Below are 15,413 nucleotides of genomic sequence, written 5' to 3'. Positions count from 1 at the left end.
GGGGTCAACGTCCATGTTTGGCCGTAAAAGAAAACTAAAAAGAGAATTTGACGATTGTCTTCGAAACTTGTTGCTTGAAACGAAAAGCGACTGGGAACAAGCAAGAGAGATAGAGCACTATTTGAATGATTATGATGAAGATGTAATTGTTCGCAGGAAAATAGCAGAAAGTAAATACTTTCATTTATTCAAAGAAGCAAAAGAGCGAGCGCTCCGAGTCGAGCGATGAGAAACAAGTTGTTGTCATAAAGCCGTGATAATTGTTTTGGGAAACGCATAGATTGGACTACTAGTCGAAAGGAGCGTTTCCCATGAAAATAATTGGTGTAGCAGTAATTGGCGTTATTCTTTTATCGTTATTGATGTTGGATAAAAAACAAATTGCTAAAGCTACTGAAAAACTGTCGATCTTTTGGTTCCGATTGGCTTTTGCTTTTCTAGCGCTATTTATCCTGAACATTGCTGGTGGTTTTGTAGGTATCTATTTCCCTGTAAACATTGCTTCAGGATTCCTGTTAGCCATTTTAGGTATACCAGGTTTTGCAGCTTTGTTTGCATTTGCAGTGTTTTTGTAACGATTCTTCTATAAATAGAAAGAAGAGTACTGCATCGTTTGAGTATGGATTTCCGGCTGAACAAAGAAGACAAGTTGCGTAGATTCGATTCAGCCGTGGAATCACTGAAAGTATTGATGATACAAACTCAAGATTATGTACTGTCTAGCCTATATAAATATAGCTCCTTTCTATTCTTAGTCATGTACGTAGATGAAGGTTGGTCATCGGTATGTTAAGGTTTACTAGTTTGCTTACGTGGACAAGCGTTGTGAAATATGTGAGCAGTATATAGAAGGAAAAAGAATTTAAATAAAAGTGTTGCATTCTAAAATATACGGTGGTATAGTAGATAACGTTGCACTTCCGATAAACGAAAACGACTTGAAAACAGGTTGAAAAACTTTTTTGAAAAAGTTGTTGACATCGAAATGAGCAACATGGTATTATATAAAAGTTGCTTCTGAACGAAGCGGCTGAACATGAACCTTGAAAACTGAACAGCAAAACGTCAACAAATAAAGTTCTGAAGCCGACTTGTCGGTGAACGAACAACTCGAATCTTTGGATTCAAAATTGACATCTTAAATGATGCCAGCAAGAAATGAGCTATTCATTTTCTTCTTTTATGGAGAGTTTGATCCTGGCTCAGGACGAACGCTGGCGGCGTGCCTAATACATGCAAGTCGAGCGGATTGAAGGGAGCTTGCTCCCTGATATTAGCGGCGGACGGGTGAGTAACACGTGGGCAACCTGCCCTGCAGATGGGGATAACTCCGGGAAACCGGGGCTAATACCGAATAATCGGTTTTTCCGCATGGAAGAACTCTGAAAGACGGTTTCGGCTGTCACTGCAGGATGGGCCCGCGGCGCATTAGCTAGTTGGTGGGGTAACGGCCTACCAAGGCGACGATGCGTAGCCGACCTGAGAGGGTGATCGGCCACACTGGGACTGAGACACGGCCCAGACTCCTACGGGAGGCAGCAGTAGGGAATCTTCCACAATGGACGAAAGTCTGATGGAGCAACGCCGCGTGAGCGAAGAAGGTTTTCGGATCGTAAAGCTCTGTTGCGAGGGAAGAACAAGTACGAGAGTAACTGCTCGTACCTTGACGGTACCTCGTTAGAAAGCCACGGCTAACTACGTGCCAGCAGCCGCGGTAATACGTAGGTGGCAAGCGTTGTCCGGAATTATTGGGCGTAAAGCGCGCGCAGGCGGTCCTTTAAGTCTGATGTGAAAGCCCACGGCTCAACCGTGGAGGGTCATTGGAAACTGGAGGACTTGAGTACAGAAGAGGAAAGCGGAATTCCACGTGTAGCGGTGAAATGCGTAGAGATGTGGAGGAACACCAGTGGCGAAGGCGGCTTTCTGGTCTGTAACTGACGCTGAGGCGCGAAAGCGTGGGGAGCAAACAGGATTAGATACCCTGGTAGTCCACGCCGTAAACGATGAGTGCTAAGTGTTAGGGGGTTTCCGCCCCTTAGTGCTGCAGCTAACGCATTAAGCACTCCGCCTGGGGAGTACGGCCGCAAGGCTGAAACTCAAAGGAATTGACGGGGACCCGCACAAGCGGTGGAGCATGTGGTTTAATTCGAAGCAACGCGAAGAACCTTACCAGGTCTTGACATCCCAGTGACCGATATGGAGACATATCTTTCCCTTCGGGGACAATGGTGACAGGTGGTGCATGGTTGTCGTCAGCTCGTGTCGTGAGATGTTGGGTTAAGTCCCGCAACGAGCGCAACCCTTGATCTTAGTTGCCATCATTCAGTTGGGCACTCTAAGGTGACTGCCGGTGACAAACCGGAGGAAGGTGGGGATGACGTCAAATCATCATGCCCCTTATGACCTGGGCTACACACGTGCTACAATGGACGGTACAAAGGGCTGCAAACCCGCGAGGGCAAGCCAATCCCATAAAACCGTTCCCAGTTCGGATTGCAGGCTGCAACTCGCCTGCATGAAGCCGGAATCGCTAGTAATCGTGGATCAGCATGCCACGGTGAATACGTTCCCGGGTCTTGTACACACCGCCCGTCACACCACGAGAGTTTGTAACACCCGAAGTCGGTGGGGTAACCCTTACGGGAGCCAGCCGCCGAAGGTGGGACAGATGATTGGGGTGAAGTCGTAACAAGGTAGCCGTATCGGAAGGTGCGGCTGGATCACCTCCTTTCTAAGGATAATTACGGAATATGGATTTCGGATCCATAAGTTGACGTTTTGCGTTCAGTTTTGAAGGTTCATTCTTTTGAATGAGACTTTCAAAACTTGTTCTTTGAAAACTGGATAAAACGACATTGAAAGCAACAAAACATCAAGTAATCAACCGAGTCAATCACTCAGTGATTGAACACATGCAATACTTTTTTAACGAGTTAGTAATACTTATCGCTAAGTAGTACTACTCACCCGAGGATGATGATAGTTATACTATTAAATCCGTATAAAGGTTAAGTTAGAAAGGGCGCACGGCGGATGCCTTGGCACTAGGAGCCTATGAAGGACGGCACTAACACCGATATGCTTCGGGGAGCTGTAAGTAAGCTTTGATCCGAAGATTTCCGAATGGGGAAACCCACTGCCCGTAATGGGGTAGTACGTTTACGTGAATACATAGCGTAAACGAGGCACACCCGGAGAACTGAAACATCTAAGTACCCGGAGGAAGAGAAAGAAACATCGATTCCCTTAGTAGCGGCGAGCGAAACGGGAAGAGCCCAAACCAGGAAGCTTGCTTCCTGGGGTTGTAGGACACTCTATACGGAGTTACAAAGGGCTGGATTAGACGAAGCGACCTGGAAAGGTCCGCCATAGCGGGTAAAAGCCCTGTAGTCGAAAGTCCAGCCCCTCCAGAGTGGATCCTGAGTACGGCGGAACACGTGAAATTCCGTCGGAATCCGGGAGGACCATCTCCCAAGGCTAAATACTCCCTAGTGACCGATAGTGAACCAGTACCGTGAGGGAAAGGTGAAAAGCACCCCGGAAGGGGAGTGAAAGAGAACCTGAAACCGTGTGCCTACAAGTTGTCAGAGCCCGTTAATGGGTGATGGCGTGCCTTTTGTAGAATGAACCGGCGAGTTACGATTCCATGCAAGGTTAAGCAGCGAATGCGGAGCCGCAGCGAAAGCGAGTCTGAATAGGGCGAATGAGTATGGGGTCGTAGACCCGAAACCAGGTGATCTACCCATGTCCAGGGTGAAGGTAAGGTAACACTTACTGGAGGCCCGAACCCACGTACGTTGAAAAGTGCGGGGATGAGGTGTGGGTAGCGGTGAAATTCCAATCGAACCTGGAGATAGCTGGTTCTCTCCGAAATAGCTTTAGGGCTAGCCTCAAACGAAAGAATCTCGGAGGTAGAGCACTGTTTGGACTAGGGGCCCATCCCGGGTTACCGAATTCAGACAAACTCCGAATGCCGATGATTTATGTTTGGGAGTCAGACTGCGGGTGATAAGATCCGTAGTCGAGAGGGAAACAGCCCAGACCGCCAGTTAAGGTCCCCAAGTATCCGTTAAGTGGAAAAGGATGTGGCGCTGCCCAGACAACCAGGATGTTGGCTTAGAAGCAGCCACCATTTAAAGAGTGCGTAATAGCTCACTGGTCGAGTGGCGCTGCGCCGAAAATGTACCGGGGCTAAACGGATCACCGAAACTGCGGATTGACATCTTAGATGTCAGTGGTAGGAGAGCGTTCCAAGGGCGTTGAAGCTAGATCGTAAGGACTGGTGGAGCGCTTGGAAGTGAGAATGCCGGTATGAGTAGCGAAAGAAGGGTGAGAATCCCTTCCACCGAATGCCTAAGGTTTCCTGAGGAAGGCTCGTCCGCTCAGGGTTAGTCGGGACCTAAGTCGAGGCCGAAAGGCGTAGACGATGGAGAACAGGTTGATATTCCTGTACCACCTCCCCGCCGTTTGAGCAATGGGGGGACGCAGTAGGATAGGGTGAGCGCGCTGTTGGTTATGCGCGTCTAAGCAGTGAGGTGTGGAACGAGGCAAATCCCGTTCCTATAACATTGAGCTGTGATGGCAAGGGGAATTATTCCCTGGAGTCCCTGATTTCACACTGCCAAGAAAAGCCTCTAGCGAGGCGGGAGGTGCCCGTACCGCAAACCGACACAGGTAGGCGAGGAGAGAATCCTAAGGTGATCGAGAGAACTCTCGTTAAGGAACTCGGCAAAATGACCCCGTAACTTCGGGAGAAGGGGTGCTCTGGTAGGGTGAATAGCCCGAGAGAGCCGCAGTGAATAGGCCCAGGCGACTGTTTAGCAAAAACACAGGTCTCTGCAAAACCGTAAGGTGACGTATAGGGGCTGACGCCTGCCCGGTGCTGGAAGGTTAAGAGGAGAGGTCAGCGCAAGCGAAGCTTTGAATTGAAGCCCCAGTAAACGGCGGCCGTAACTATAACGGTCCTAAGGTAGCGAAATTCCTTGTCGGGTAAGTTCCGACCCGCACGAAAGGCGTAACGATCTGGGCACTGTCTCAACGAGAGACTCGGTGAAATTATAATATGCGTGAAGATGCGCATTACCCGCGACAGGACGGAAAGACCCCGTGGAGCTTTACTGTAGCCTGATATTGAATTCCGGTGCAGCCTGTACAGGATAGGTAGGAGCCTTGGAATCCGGAGCGCCAGCTTCGGAGGAGGCAATGGTGGGATACTACCCTGGCTGTATTGGAATTCTAACCCTTACCCGTGATCCGGGTAGGAGACAGTGTCAGGTGGGCAGTTTGACTGGGGCGGTCGCCTCCTAAAGTGTAACGGAGGCGCCCAAAGGTTCCCTCAGAATGGTTGGACATCATTCGTAGAGTGCAAAGGCATAAGGGAGCTTGACTGCGAGACCTACAAGTCGAGCAGGGTCGAAAGACGGGCTTAGTGATCCGGTGGTTCCGCATGGAAGGGCCATCGCTCAACGGATAAAAGCTACCCCGGGGATAACAGGCTTATCTCCCCCAAGAGTCCACATCGACGGGGAGGTTTGGCACCTCGATGTCGGCTCATCGCATCCTGGGGCTGTAGTCGGTCCCAAGGGTTGGGCTGTTCGCCCATTAAAGCGGTACGCGAGCTGGGTTCAGAACGTCGTGAGACAGTTCGGTCCCTATCCGTCGCGGGCGTAGGAAATTTGAGAGGAGCTGTCCTTAGTACGAGAGGACCGGGATGGACATACCGCTGGTGTACCAGTTGTCTTGCCAAAGGCATCGCTGGGTAGCTATGTATGGACGGGATAAATGCTGAAAGCATCTAAGCATGAAGCCCCCCTCAAGATGAGATTTCCCATTACGCAAGTAAGTAAGATCCTCAAAGATGATGAGGTAGATAGGTCCGGGGTGGAAGCGTGGCGACACGTGCAGCTGACGGATACTAATCGATCGAGGACTTATCCTTTATGTTAATTAAGTATGGTTGAACTTGTGTTTAGCAACAATGTTGGTTTTATTCAGTTTTGAACGAACAAGATTCGTTTAATTGTCTGGTGATGATGGCGAAGAGGTCACACCCGTTCCCATACCGAACACGGAAGTTAAGCTCTTCAGCGCCGATGGTAGTAGGGGGCTTCCCCCTGTGAGAGTAGGACGTCGCCGGGCAAAGGCCATCCCCTGTGGGGGGTGGTTTTTTTGTGTTTACAGGATATTTTAGAATGAGATGAACAAACTTGCGAAGTGTAGAATGGAATAGGGAGCTGTTTCAGAGGAATTAAGTAAGAAGTATACAAAGATTGCCTTGTACCGCGGAGGGCTTTCCGTTATTGGCATGCTTGTCGCGCTAGATGCACTTGACAAACTAAGGGGGAATTTTAGGTGAGATATTGTGTTTAATGAGGTTAGTCGAGTTTTTGTTATTTATGCGGCGTTTGGGGAGAATATGCCGCGAATGAAGCGTTTATGAGCCGGTTACAGGGAGTATGCGCCGTTTTGGAGAAGTATGCGTTGTTAAGAGTACATATCTTATTCTCTTTACGACAATTGGCTAGTGATCTACAGTTTTCCTTCAAAAGCACCCCGTTAAAGTGTCAAAACCCATTTGGCGCGAATTAGAATCAAATAAATAAACTTAGCTCCCCACGATATTTAAATCAGTTAGAAGAAATTGATTCCCACTCTTTAATTAACCTTTTACTACAACAAATAATGTTACTAATGCCGCATCACGAATCGAAACCCAGCATAAATCGTTCTAATGCCGTATCAAGAATCGAAACCCAGCATAAATCTTCCAAACGCCGCATAATGAATCGAAACGCAGCATAAATCGTCCCAACGCGGCATAACGACGCAAAACGCCGCAAAAATCGTCCAAACACCGCATAACGTAACAAACTCCTCTTAACGAAGTAATAAATACTCTATTCTCTCAACCACAAGATGAAATTCCTTCCATCGCTTATTGCGTAAACCTTCTTAATCGTTCATCATTAGACGTAACGAATAAAAGAGGTGGGACAGTCTTGAAGAAAATCAACTTTGTAATCTTTGGTGCTATTGCGTATTGTATATATTTATTCGTATACCATTATCAAGCACCTCTTTTGACTTCAAGTGAGGCGTTTATATTAGCTGTAGATTATTTGCAGAATCCTCCTGAGGAGTTTGGTGATCCTTTTCATTCGTTTGAAATTGAAGATTTTCAGTATGAACAGTACAGGGCACAGTTGATGCCAAAACGAGGTTTTGTTGCAGAAATGCTGAATCATAGGGAGTGGGCAGTGACGATTTATTATGAGGGAATGGAGCCGATAGTCGTGATGGATGCGGTTACGGGTGAATTGTTGAGAATTGAGGGTCCATTGAACTAAGGGGGGTAGCTTGTTGAGGAGCTTCTCGTTATTTGTCTTTTCGTTAATTCGTGTTGTTATGTTGGTAATCTTAAGTATTTATTTTTTCCAGATGATTGATTTGCCGGATGTAGGCCGGACAGTTTTTGTAGGGGCCGCTATTGCTCTGTTTGTTGTTAGCCATTTTATTCAAATGTCGGGGGCATCTCATGTTTTGCGGGTTAGTTGTGCTGGTGTTGATTTTCTGCTTATTGCTGGTTTTGGGTTTTTATTTCCACAGAGCGGTTATTTGTATTTGATCTTTTTTGGTGTGTTTTCGACGACGGTTTTCTTGATGTTTACGGATAAGCGTTTGCTGTGGACGTTTTCGATTTCATTTGTTGTTGTGTGGGCGTTAGTGAGTTGGAATGTGTATCGCGTTGTAGGGGTTTTTGAAGTGACGAGTAATATTGTGAATGCGATGTTTACATTTTATGGTGCAGTTGTTGGTACGTTAATTCGAAACTTCCAAGCATCTAAAGAGACGATTGCTGAGCAATATGAACAATTGACGGATACACATGTTGCACTGCAGGATGCGCATCGGCAGTTGCGGTCTTACGCAGAGCAGGTTGAACAGTTAACAGCGGCGCGTGAGCGGACTGAAATTGCCCGTGAAATCCATGATACGGTTGGGCATAAGATGACCGCTCTCATTGTGCAATTGCAGTTGGCGCAGGAAATGGTGAAGAGGGATGAAGAGAAGAGTATGGCTATACTTTCTGTCTGTGAACAGTTAACGCGCGAATCATTGCATGACATACGGATGTCGGTCAGAGCATTGAAGGAGGACTCCAAACAGCATTTTATTGAAAGTATAAACGAACTGCTTCAAGAGTTTTCGGCATTGACGAAGATGGAAACTCGATTGGATGTTGTTGGGGACGAGTGCGAGGTTCCGTCAAGGATACAACCAACCGTAAAGCGGATTATTCAAGAGGCTTTGACGAATGCAAAAAAGCATGGGAATGCAGAAGTGTGTGTTGTGAGTTTGCAGACTAGAGAAGAGGAACTACTCGTAAGCATCCAAGATAATGGGGTGGGCGTGCAAAATGTCGTGCCTAATTTTGGTTTAATTAATATGAAGGAGCGTGTGAGTGAGTTTGGTGGTTCATTTGAAGTGATGAGTAAGGATGGAGAGGGGTTTGTCATTACAATGACCATCCCGCTACGGGAGAAATCAGTGGGGGTGTTGAGATGATAAAGGTTTTGGTAGTAGATGATCAGCCGCTTGTACGAGAAGGACTGAGTACATTATTAAGTTTACGTCCCGAAATTGAAGTTGTAGGGACAGCAGTAGACGGAGAGGATGCATGGCAGAAGTCGTTGGATCTGCTTCCTCAAATTGTGTTAATGGATATTCGGATGCCGGGAACCAATGGTGTTGAAGGGACGAGGATGATTAAAGAGAGTTTGAGTGATGTGAAAGTGTTAATCTTGACGACGTTCAATGATAGTGAATTTATTTTCGATGCGCTTGAAGAAGGGGCTAGCGGATATTTGTTGAAAGACATGCCGACGGATATGATTGTGCAAGCAATTTTGACTGTCCATCATGGAGGAGTTGTCTTGCCAAAGGATTTTACGATGCAAGTGTTAAAGGATATAAGATTGAAAACAGCTACGGATTGTGTGAAGCCGTTGCCTATTGGGATAGAGGAATTGACGGAGCGTGAAAGGGAGGTGCTCAAGCACTTGGGGCACGGCCTGAACAATAAAGAAGTGGCGGATTTGTTGTTTATTACTGAAGGAACGGTGAAGAACCATGTGTCGAATGTTATTCAGAAATTAGGTTTGCGCGACCGCACACAGGCAGCGATCTACGCAGTACGATATGGGATTACGGTTTTCTAGTATGACTTCTAGCATAGGGTACCTCTACAAAACGGCACATGGGTGTCGTTTTTTTCATGCATACGAATCTATCGCTCGCTCGATGGAACGGAGAGGGATTTGACATAAGATGATTGTACAAGGAGGTATCGGATATGTTGACATTGGTGGATGTGAAGAAGAGTTATGACGCGAGAGAAGTGGTGAAAGGGATATCGTTGCATGTGGAGCGAGGGGAGTCGTTTGGTTTGCTTGGTCCGAATGGAGCAGGTAAGTCGACGCTCATTTCCATGATTTGTGGACTTGTGCCGTATGAAGGAGGGGACATCCGGATAAATGGCAAACCGATGATTGGTCATGAGCGGAGTTGTAAGCAACTGATTGGGGTTGTGCCGCAAGAGATTGCGCTGTATCCGACTTTGTCTGCAATGGACAATTTAGTGTTTTGGGGAAAGATGTATGGTCTTTCGAGGAAGCAAGCAAAAGTACGGGCGAGGGAAGTATTGGAGCTGGTTGGACTGACTGACCGTGGAAAGGAAAGAATTGAGACGTTTTCGGGTGGGATGAAACGACGCATTAATATTAGTGCTGCGCTTATGCATCAACCAGCGCTACTTATTATGGATGAACCGACAGTAGGCATTGATCCGCAGTCTAGAAATCATATACTTGAGACGGTTAAACAATTGAATGCGCAAGGGATGACGGTCATTTACACGAGTCACTATATGGAAGAAGTTGAGTACCTTTGTAAGCGCATTGCGATCATTGACGATGGTCGTTTGTTAGCAAGCGGGACGAAGAATGATCTTCGCAATCGATTGGCGGGTGGTTCAATCGTGAATTTAACAGTTGATGCAGTGAATCCATCTTTCATACATCACTTACAAAAAATGAACGGTGTAGAAAAAGTCATTGTACCGACAGCTGAAAATATCCAAATTCATATGCATTCGGAAATGGAATTGGTGTCAACTATCCTTCATCATGCAAATGATTGTGGTGTGAAGATTCGCCATATGCAACTGGAAGAGGCGACTTTAGAAACGCTGTTTTTGCAACTGACCGGAAAGACATTGCGAGAATAGGAGGCAAGCATTGTGAGTTCTATTTTGTTAATTGCACAGAAAGACTTGAAGGTTCTTCTCAAAGATCGAAAAGCTTTGCTCATGCTGTTACTCATGCCTATTCTATTGACGGCGATATTAGGCGCTGCATTAAAAGGGATGATGGGGGAAGCAAGCATGCCTGAAACGATTGTTGGCGTCTATTTGGTTGAATCAAATGCTTTGATGGACAACGTATTGAACTCTTTGAGTGATGAAAGCCTAGCAATTACAGCAAAGCAGGCGACTTCAAACCAACAACTTGAGCAATGGATAGAGAAGAAAACTGTTCACGTTGGTGTTCATGTACCACAAGGCTGGGGGATGGAGGGGCAAGATGAGCGTGTAGTCGTTCGCGCAATTGCCGGACAGGAGCCAGCAGCGATGGTTATTCGACAGTTCTTTGAAACGCATGCACAAACATCGAATACCGTTGCAACAGCTACTCGGAAAGTGATGGAGGAAGCGGCACTAACTCAAGCAGCAGGCAAAGAGGTTGATACGGGTATGTTGCAAGCGCGTATTGGGGAGTCGGTGCAACACGTTGTAAGCAAACAGCACGATTACGTACAAGAAAAGTCCGTAGGTGAGAAACCTGTTAGTGCTATGCAATATTATGCGGCTGCGATGGCGGCGATGTTTTTATTGTTCAACGCGATGCAGGGAGGAAAATCGTTTCATAAAGAACGTCAAATGGAGACGATGGCAAGATTGCTTATGACGCCGATTTCTGTAACTACGTTGTTAGCTGGAAAATTTCTTGGAACATTCCTCTTTGCATTGTTCCAATTTACTCTGTTCATGTTTGCAACTCGATTTCTTTTGCAAGTGGAGTGGGGGGCAAATCTTGAACAAACAGTTTTCATCGCCTGCTTCTATTGCTTCGCGGTTGCCGGCTTATCAATGATCGTGGCAAGTTTTACGTCAAGTGAAAAAACGGCCGATGTAGTAGGGAGCTTAGGCGTTCAAGTGATGGCTTTACTCGGAGGTTCCATGTTGCCTTTATCTTTATTTCCTGATGAATTACGTAAAATTGCCATGCTAACGCCAAATTCATGGGCTTTGACGAGTTTCACCTCGATCATGTCAGGAACGGAATGGTCGGTGATATGGAGGGCTGCGGCAATATTTTTTGCGATTGGACTAGTGGCCGTTATTGTAAGTGGCGTGAAATGTAAACGACAGGTTCTGTAGGAGGGAAGATGAATGAAGAACATTTTTGCAATTTGCTTGTTGGAATTAAAACGGACATTCAAAAAGAAATCTGCTTATGTACTGATGTTTGCTATGCCATTGTTGTTCGCGTATCTATTTGGAAGTCTTTTTGGAGCAAGTTCAACAGTAAATTTGCGTATCGCAATTGTTGATGAAGACCAGACGATTGTATCGCAGCAAATAAAGAAGCGGCTGATGCTGGATGACATGATTTCGTATGAGCTTTTATCAGCGGAACAAGCAGAACAGCAATTAACAGAGCGTGAAATTGAAGGAGTGCTTACGCTTACGAATGGCGCTGCAACTAAAGTCATGAGTGGAGAGCCTATCGTTGAATTTCACTACTTACCAGGAACAGCAATCACTCCGATTATTTTACAACAGGTGCAACAAGCAGTGCTGGCTGTGGAAATAGAAGTTGTTGCTGCACAGACAGGCAGTTCCTATTTAGAAGAGGATTGGGTTGCATTGTATGAAAGAATGACGACGAATGTAGAACAAATTCCAGTTTGGACCGAACAAGCAACACGAGTCCCGTCAACAGGGATGACGAGTGTATCCTATAGCTCAGCAGGATTTGCGATTATGTTCGTCATGATGATGATGTTAACGATGACTGGTATTCTAATTGAAGCAAAACAGATGGGAATTTGGTCCAGATTATTCACGTCGCCAGTCACCCGATTTCAAGTGCTAGCAGGCTATTTCCTTTCATTTTTCTTTGTTGGTTGGCTCCAGTTCGGCGTGCTCATTGTGTTATCGTCGGTATTATTTGGGGTTACGTGGGGCAATCCAATCGGTTTGGCAGTGCTCGTGACAGGTTTGATCGTATGTATTGTCGGTTTAGGGATAGCGATTGCAAGTCTCGTACAGACCGCTGAACAACAAAATGCGATCGGCACATTAATTGTCATCTCAACTTGCATGCTTGGAGGCGTGTATTGGCCACTTAGTGTTGTACCCGAAGTGATGCAAAAAATTGCCTATTTTGTCCCGCAGTCATGGGCGATGAAGGGCTTTACGGCGTTAATTGCAGAAGGCGGTGCCTTACAAGACATTGCAATGCCGCTACTCATGTTGCTCGGTTTTGCGGCGATTTTTTTCACCATCGGACTAAGAAACATAAAATACGTGTGACACGAGGGCTACCTCATGTCGCATTTTTTATTGTTAGTAAGGCGAATGCAAACAGCATTTTTTTCTTCTCTCTATACTACCCACTAGTCCGAAAGAGGATATCCCCAAACACTTATCATCTTACGTTCCTTCCTCTATAATAGAAGTATGTAAAGGAAGTGGAACGATTCATGAGTCAACTAAACCGCCCGTTAGTAGAGGCGTTACAAGATTTTAAAGCGCAACAACCGCTTTCCTTCCACGTGCCGGGGCACAAGCATGGAATTCTTTCAACGCTACCGAGAGATATGCGAAGTGCGTTAGCGTATGACGTGACCGAATTGACGGGTTTGGATGACCTCCATGAAGCGGAAGGCGTTATCCAAGAAGCAGAGAAGTTGTTGTCGACACTATATCGGTCTACGCGGAGCTTTTTCCTCGTCAATGGTTCTACTGTAGGCAATTTGGCGATGCTGTATGCGACGTGTAGCTATGGTGATACGGTTATTGTCCAGCGGAATGCACACAAATCGGTGTTTAATGCTATTGAATTGATTGGCGCAAAGCCCGTTCTCGTGACTCCCCCATGGGATGACCGTACATTGACGCCAGGTGTGCTTACATATGAACAAGTGAATGAAGCATTAAAGGAGTTTCCTCATGCGAAAGCGGTTGTCCTAACATATCCTACCTATTATGGTGTAGCTGGTAACGAACTAAAAGGAATCATTGAAAGGTGCCATGCACAGCAAGTTCCTGTTCTCATCGATGAAGCACATGGTGCACATTTTATAGCAGGAGGGGCGTTTCCGCCTTCCGCTATTGAACTAGGCGCAGATATTGTCGTGCAATCTGCACATAAAACGTTGCCGGCGATGACAATGGGATCCTTTCTACATGTCCGTTCAGATTTTATTGATGAAAAAAACATTGCCCATTATTTGCGGATGCTGCAATCGAGCAGTCCATCTTATTTAGTGTTGGCCTCTCTTGACGATGCAAGAGCTTATATCGCTTCATTTACAAAAGAAGATCATTTAGAGTTCATGGCATTGCGCCAAACGTTCATAGATGAAGTAAAGAGACAGACCCCTTATGAAGTGGTAGAAACGGATGATCCGTTGAAATTGTTAGTGCGCTCAGGTGGGTACTCAGGGTTCCAACTGCAGCGTGCATTTGAAACGGTCGGTATGTATGTAGAGCTTGCAGATCCGTATCAAGTTCTCATCATTTTACCGCTCACGCTACAGGAAACGAAGTTCCCCCTGCAACGTTGGTTGAAAAAGATGCATGCGGCAGTACCGTTATTGGGTAAAGAACTACAAGTCATACTGCCGACAGCACTTCCAGCTTGGCCGACTGGCATTTCAACTTTAGACAAATCTCCCTCATCCATAAAAAAGATAGGGCATGAATGGATTCACATCGAGGAGGCATCAGGTCGTGTGGCGGCATCTTCCCTCATTCCGTATCCTCCTGGTATACCGTTATTGCTGACAGGTGAAAAAATAACGGCGAGTCATATGAATGCCTTATTGGAATTAGTGGAGATGGGCGCGAGGGTTCAAGGGGCTGATCGCTTGTCAGAAGGCAAAATTGCCGTAATGAAAATAGACTCGGAGGAAAAAAGATGAATAAAGGTACGTTTATTACATTTGAAGGTCCAGAAGGTGCAGGAAAAACGACTGTCATTGCAGAAATATATAAACGACTGGAAAGTGCCGGGGAAGCCATTTTGTTAACACGTGAGCCGGGTGGGATACGTATTTCGGAAAAAATCCGTGCGATCATACTCGACAACGAGCATCAAGAGATGGATGGCAGAACGGAAGCACTTCTATATGCGGCAGCCCGTCGACAACACCTTGTTGAAAAAGTCATGCCTGCGATTGAAGCAGGAAAAATTGTGCTTTGCGATCGGTTTGTGGACAGTTCGTTGGCCTATCAAGGGTATGCAAGAGGACTAGGAATGGATGAAGTGATGGCGATTAATGCGTTTGCCATTGAAGATACGATGCCTGATTTGACGATTTTCTTCGCTATTCACCCTGAAGAAGGTTTAAAAAGAATTGAGCGGAATGATGATCGAGAACAAAATAGATTAGACAACGAAACTTTACAATTCCATCGTGATGTATATGCGGGGTATGAAGAAGTACAAAGGAGATTTCCAGATCGGATTGTGCAAATAGACGCTAGTGCACCATTATCTGAAGTAACTGAAAATGTTTGGAAAATTATAAGTTCTCAACTCATTTCTAACCGCAATTCGTGATATAATGAAGTAAGCAGCCTGTGAATTTACTTGTGGATGCATGTGATGTACGACCACATCATACGTCTCTTACACAGGTGAATAATGGCTGGAAATGCGTAATTTGTTACAAATAAAGCAAGAGACTCATACACTACTAAAGAAAAGCTAAAGGAGAGGGTACCGTGAAATTGATTGTAGCAGTCGTCCAAGACCAAGACAGCAACCGGTTATCAGCAGCGTTAACCAAAAATGATTTTCGAGCTACGAAATTAGCCAGTACTGGAGGGTTTCTACGTTCGGGAAATACGACATTTCTTATTGGAACGGATGACAGCCTCGTTCCGAAAGCTTTGGACTTAATTCGTGAAAATTGTCGTTCCCGTGATCAGATGGTCGCTCCTGTATCGCCGATGGGTGGTAATGCGGATTCCTATATTCCTTACCCCGTAGAAGTGGAAGTCGGCGGCGCTACGGTATTTGTCCTGCCAATTGAACAATTTCATCATTTTTGATGGAATAAGG

11 protein-coding genes and 3 rRNA genes are annotated in these 15,413 nt (G+C 46.0%); all 14 read left to right on the top strand.

Translation table 11 applies throughout. The features are described 5' to 3' along the window. Window positions 1-13 precede the first annotated feature (13 nt). The 14 genes from ACVHUV_RS03240 (at window position 14) to darA (ending at window position 15,403) form a co-directional block, all read left to right on the top strand. Window positions 14-229: a YaaL family protein gene (locus ACVHUV_RS03240; protein WP_317946811.1), complete on the top strand. Its 216-nt coding sequence runs from the start codon at window positions 14-16 to the stop codon at window positions 227-229. Between the two features lie 82 nt (window positions 230-311). Beyond that, a complete protein-coding gene (locus ACVHUV_RS03235; protein ID WP_317946810.1) occupies window positions 312-575 on the top strand; it encodes a pro-sigmaK processing inhibitor BofA family protein in 264 nt (87 codons plus the stop codon). A 604-nt stretch (window positions 576-1,179) separates the two neighbouring features. Beyond that, window positions 1,180-2,731: ribosomal RNA gene (locus ACVHUV_RS03230) — 16S ribosomal RNA — on the top strand. Between the two features lie 275 nt (window positions 2,732-3,006). Continuing rightward, window positions 3,007-5,938: ribosomal RNA gene (locus ACVHUV_RS03225) — 23S ribosomal RNA — on the top strand. A gap of 84 nt (window positions 5,939-6,022) precedes the next feature. After that, window positions 6,023-6,138, top strand: a 5S ribosomal RNA gene (gene rrf, locus ACVHUV_RS03220). The 16S, 23S and 5S rRNA genes sit together here, the layout of an rRNA operon. A gap of 860 nt (window positions 6,139-6,998) precedes the next feature. Beyond that, a complete protein-coding gene (locus ACVHUV_RS03215; RefSeq protein WP_462086101.1) occupies window positions 6,999-7,346 on the top strand; it encodes a hypothetical protein in 348 nt (115 codons plus the stop codon). 13 nt (window positions 7,347-7,359) lie between these two features. Further along, window positions 7,360-8,565: a sensor histidine kinase gene (locus ACVHUV_RS03210; RefSeq protein WP_462086100.1), complete on the top strand. Its 1,206-nt coding sequence runs from the start codon at window positions 7,360-7,362 to the stop codon at window positions 8,563-8,565. Beyond that, on the top strand, window positions 8,562-9,218 hold the full coding sequence (locus tag ACVHUV_RS03205; protein WP_462086099.1) for a response regulator: 657 nt from the start codon (window positions 8,562-8,564) through the stop codon (window positions 9,216-9,218). The genes ACVHUV_RS03210 and ACVHUV_RS03205 overlap by 4 nt, the downstream gene beginning before the upstream one ends. Before the next feature lie 134 nt (window positions 9,219-9,352). Further along, window positions 9,353-10,285: an ABC transporter ATP-binding protein gene (locus tag ACVHUV_RS03200; RefSeq protein WP_462086098.1), complete on the top strand. Its 933-nt coding sequence runs from the start codon at window positions 9,353-9,355 to the stop codon at window positions 10,283-10,285. Window positions 10,286-10,297: 12 nt separating this feature from the next. Next, window positions 10,298-11,497 (top strand): ABC transporter permease, encoded by a 1,200-nt coding sequence (locus ACVHUV_RS03195; RefSeq protein ID WP_462086097.1) that lies wholly within the window; start codon window positions 10,298-10,300, stop codon window positions 11,495-11,497. Between the two features lie 12 nt (window positions 11,498-11,509). Beyond that, window positions 11,510-12,655: an ABC transporter permease gene (locus ACVHUV_RS03190; protein ID WP_462086096.1), complete on the top strand. Its 1,146-nt coding sequence runs from the start codon at window positions 11,510-11,512 to the stop codon at window positions 12,653-12,655. A gap of 170 nt (window positions 12,656-12,825) precedes the next feature. Further along, the gene (locus ACVHUV_RS03185; protein WP_462086095.1) at window positions 12,826-14,268 is read left to right on the top strand and encodes an aminotransferase class I/II-fold pyridoxal phosphate-dependent enzyme; all 1,443 of its coding nucleotides are present in this window, start codon (window positions 12,826-12,828) and stop codon (window positions 14,266-14,268) included. Next, window positions 14,265-14,909 carry a dTMP kinase gene (gene tmk / locus ACVHUV_RS03180; protein WP_462086094.1) on the top strand — a complete coding sequence of 215 codons (645 nt, stop codon included), beginning with the start codon at window positions 14,265-14,267 and terminating at the stop codon, window positions 14,907-14,909. Before ACVHUV_RS03185 ends, tmk begins: the two co-directional genes overlap by 4 nt. A 164-nt stretch (window positions 14,910-15,073) precedes the next feature. Then, window positions 15,074-15,403, top strand: coding sequence for a cyclic di-AMP receptor DarA (gene darA / locus ACVHUV_RS03175; RefSeq protein WP_317945943.1), 330 nt, complete (start codon window positions 15,074-15,076; stop codon window positions 15,401-15,403). The last annotated feature ends 10 nt before the right edge of the window (window positions 15,404-15,413 follow it).

The organism is Sporosarcina saromensis (genome assembly GCF_054901285.1).
Note: the sequence above shows the minus strand (reverse complement) of the source record. Positions and strands in the feature narration are given on the sequence as shown.

Excerpts from the sequence above, each read along its gene's own strand:
- ACVHUV_RS03240 (WP_317946811.1), top strand. The coding sequence starts at position 14 with ATGTTTGGCCGTAAAAGAAAACTAAAAAGAGAATTTGACGATTGTCTT.
- ACVHUV_RS03235 (WP_317946810.1), top strand. The coding sequence starts at position 312 with ATGAAAATAATTGGTGTAGCAGTAATTGGCGTTATTCTTTTATCGTTA.
- ACVHUV_RS03205 (WP_462086099.1), top strand. The coding sequence starts at position 8,562 with ATGATAAAGGTTTTGGTAGTAGATGATCAGCCGCTTGTACGAGAAGGA.
- ACVHUV_RS03200 (WP_462086098.1), top strand. The coding sequence starts at position 9,353 with ATGTTGACATTGGTGGATGTGAAGAAGAGTTATGACGCGAGAGAAGTG.
- ACVHUV_RS03190 (WP_462086096.1), top strand. The coding sequence starts at position 11,510 with ATGAAGAACATTTTTGCAATTTGCTTGTTGGAATTAAAACGGACATTC.
- ACVHUV_RS03185 (WP_462086095.1), top strand. The coding sequence starts at position 12,826 with ATGAGTCAACTAAACCGCCCGTTAGTAGAGGCGTTACAAGATTTTAAA.
- tmk (WP_462086094.1), top strand. The coding sequence starts at position 14,265 with ATGAATAAAGGTACGTTTATTACATTTGAAGGTCCAGAAGGTGCAGGA.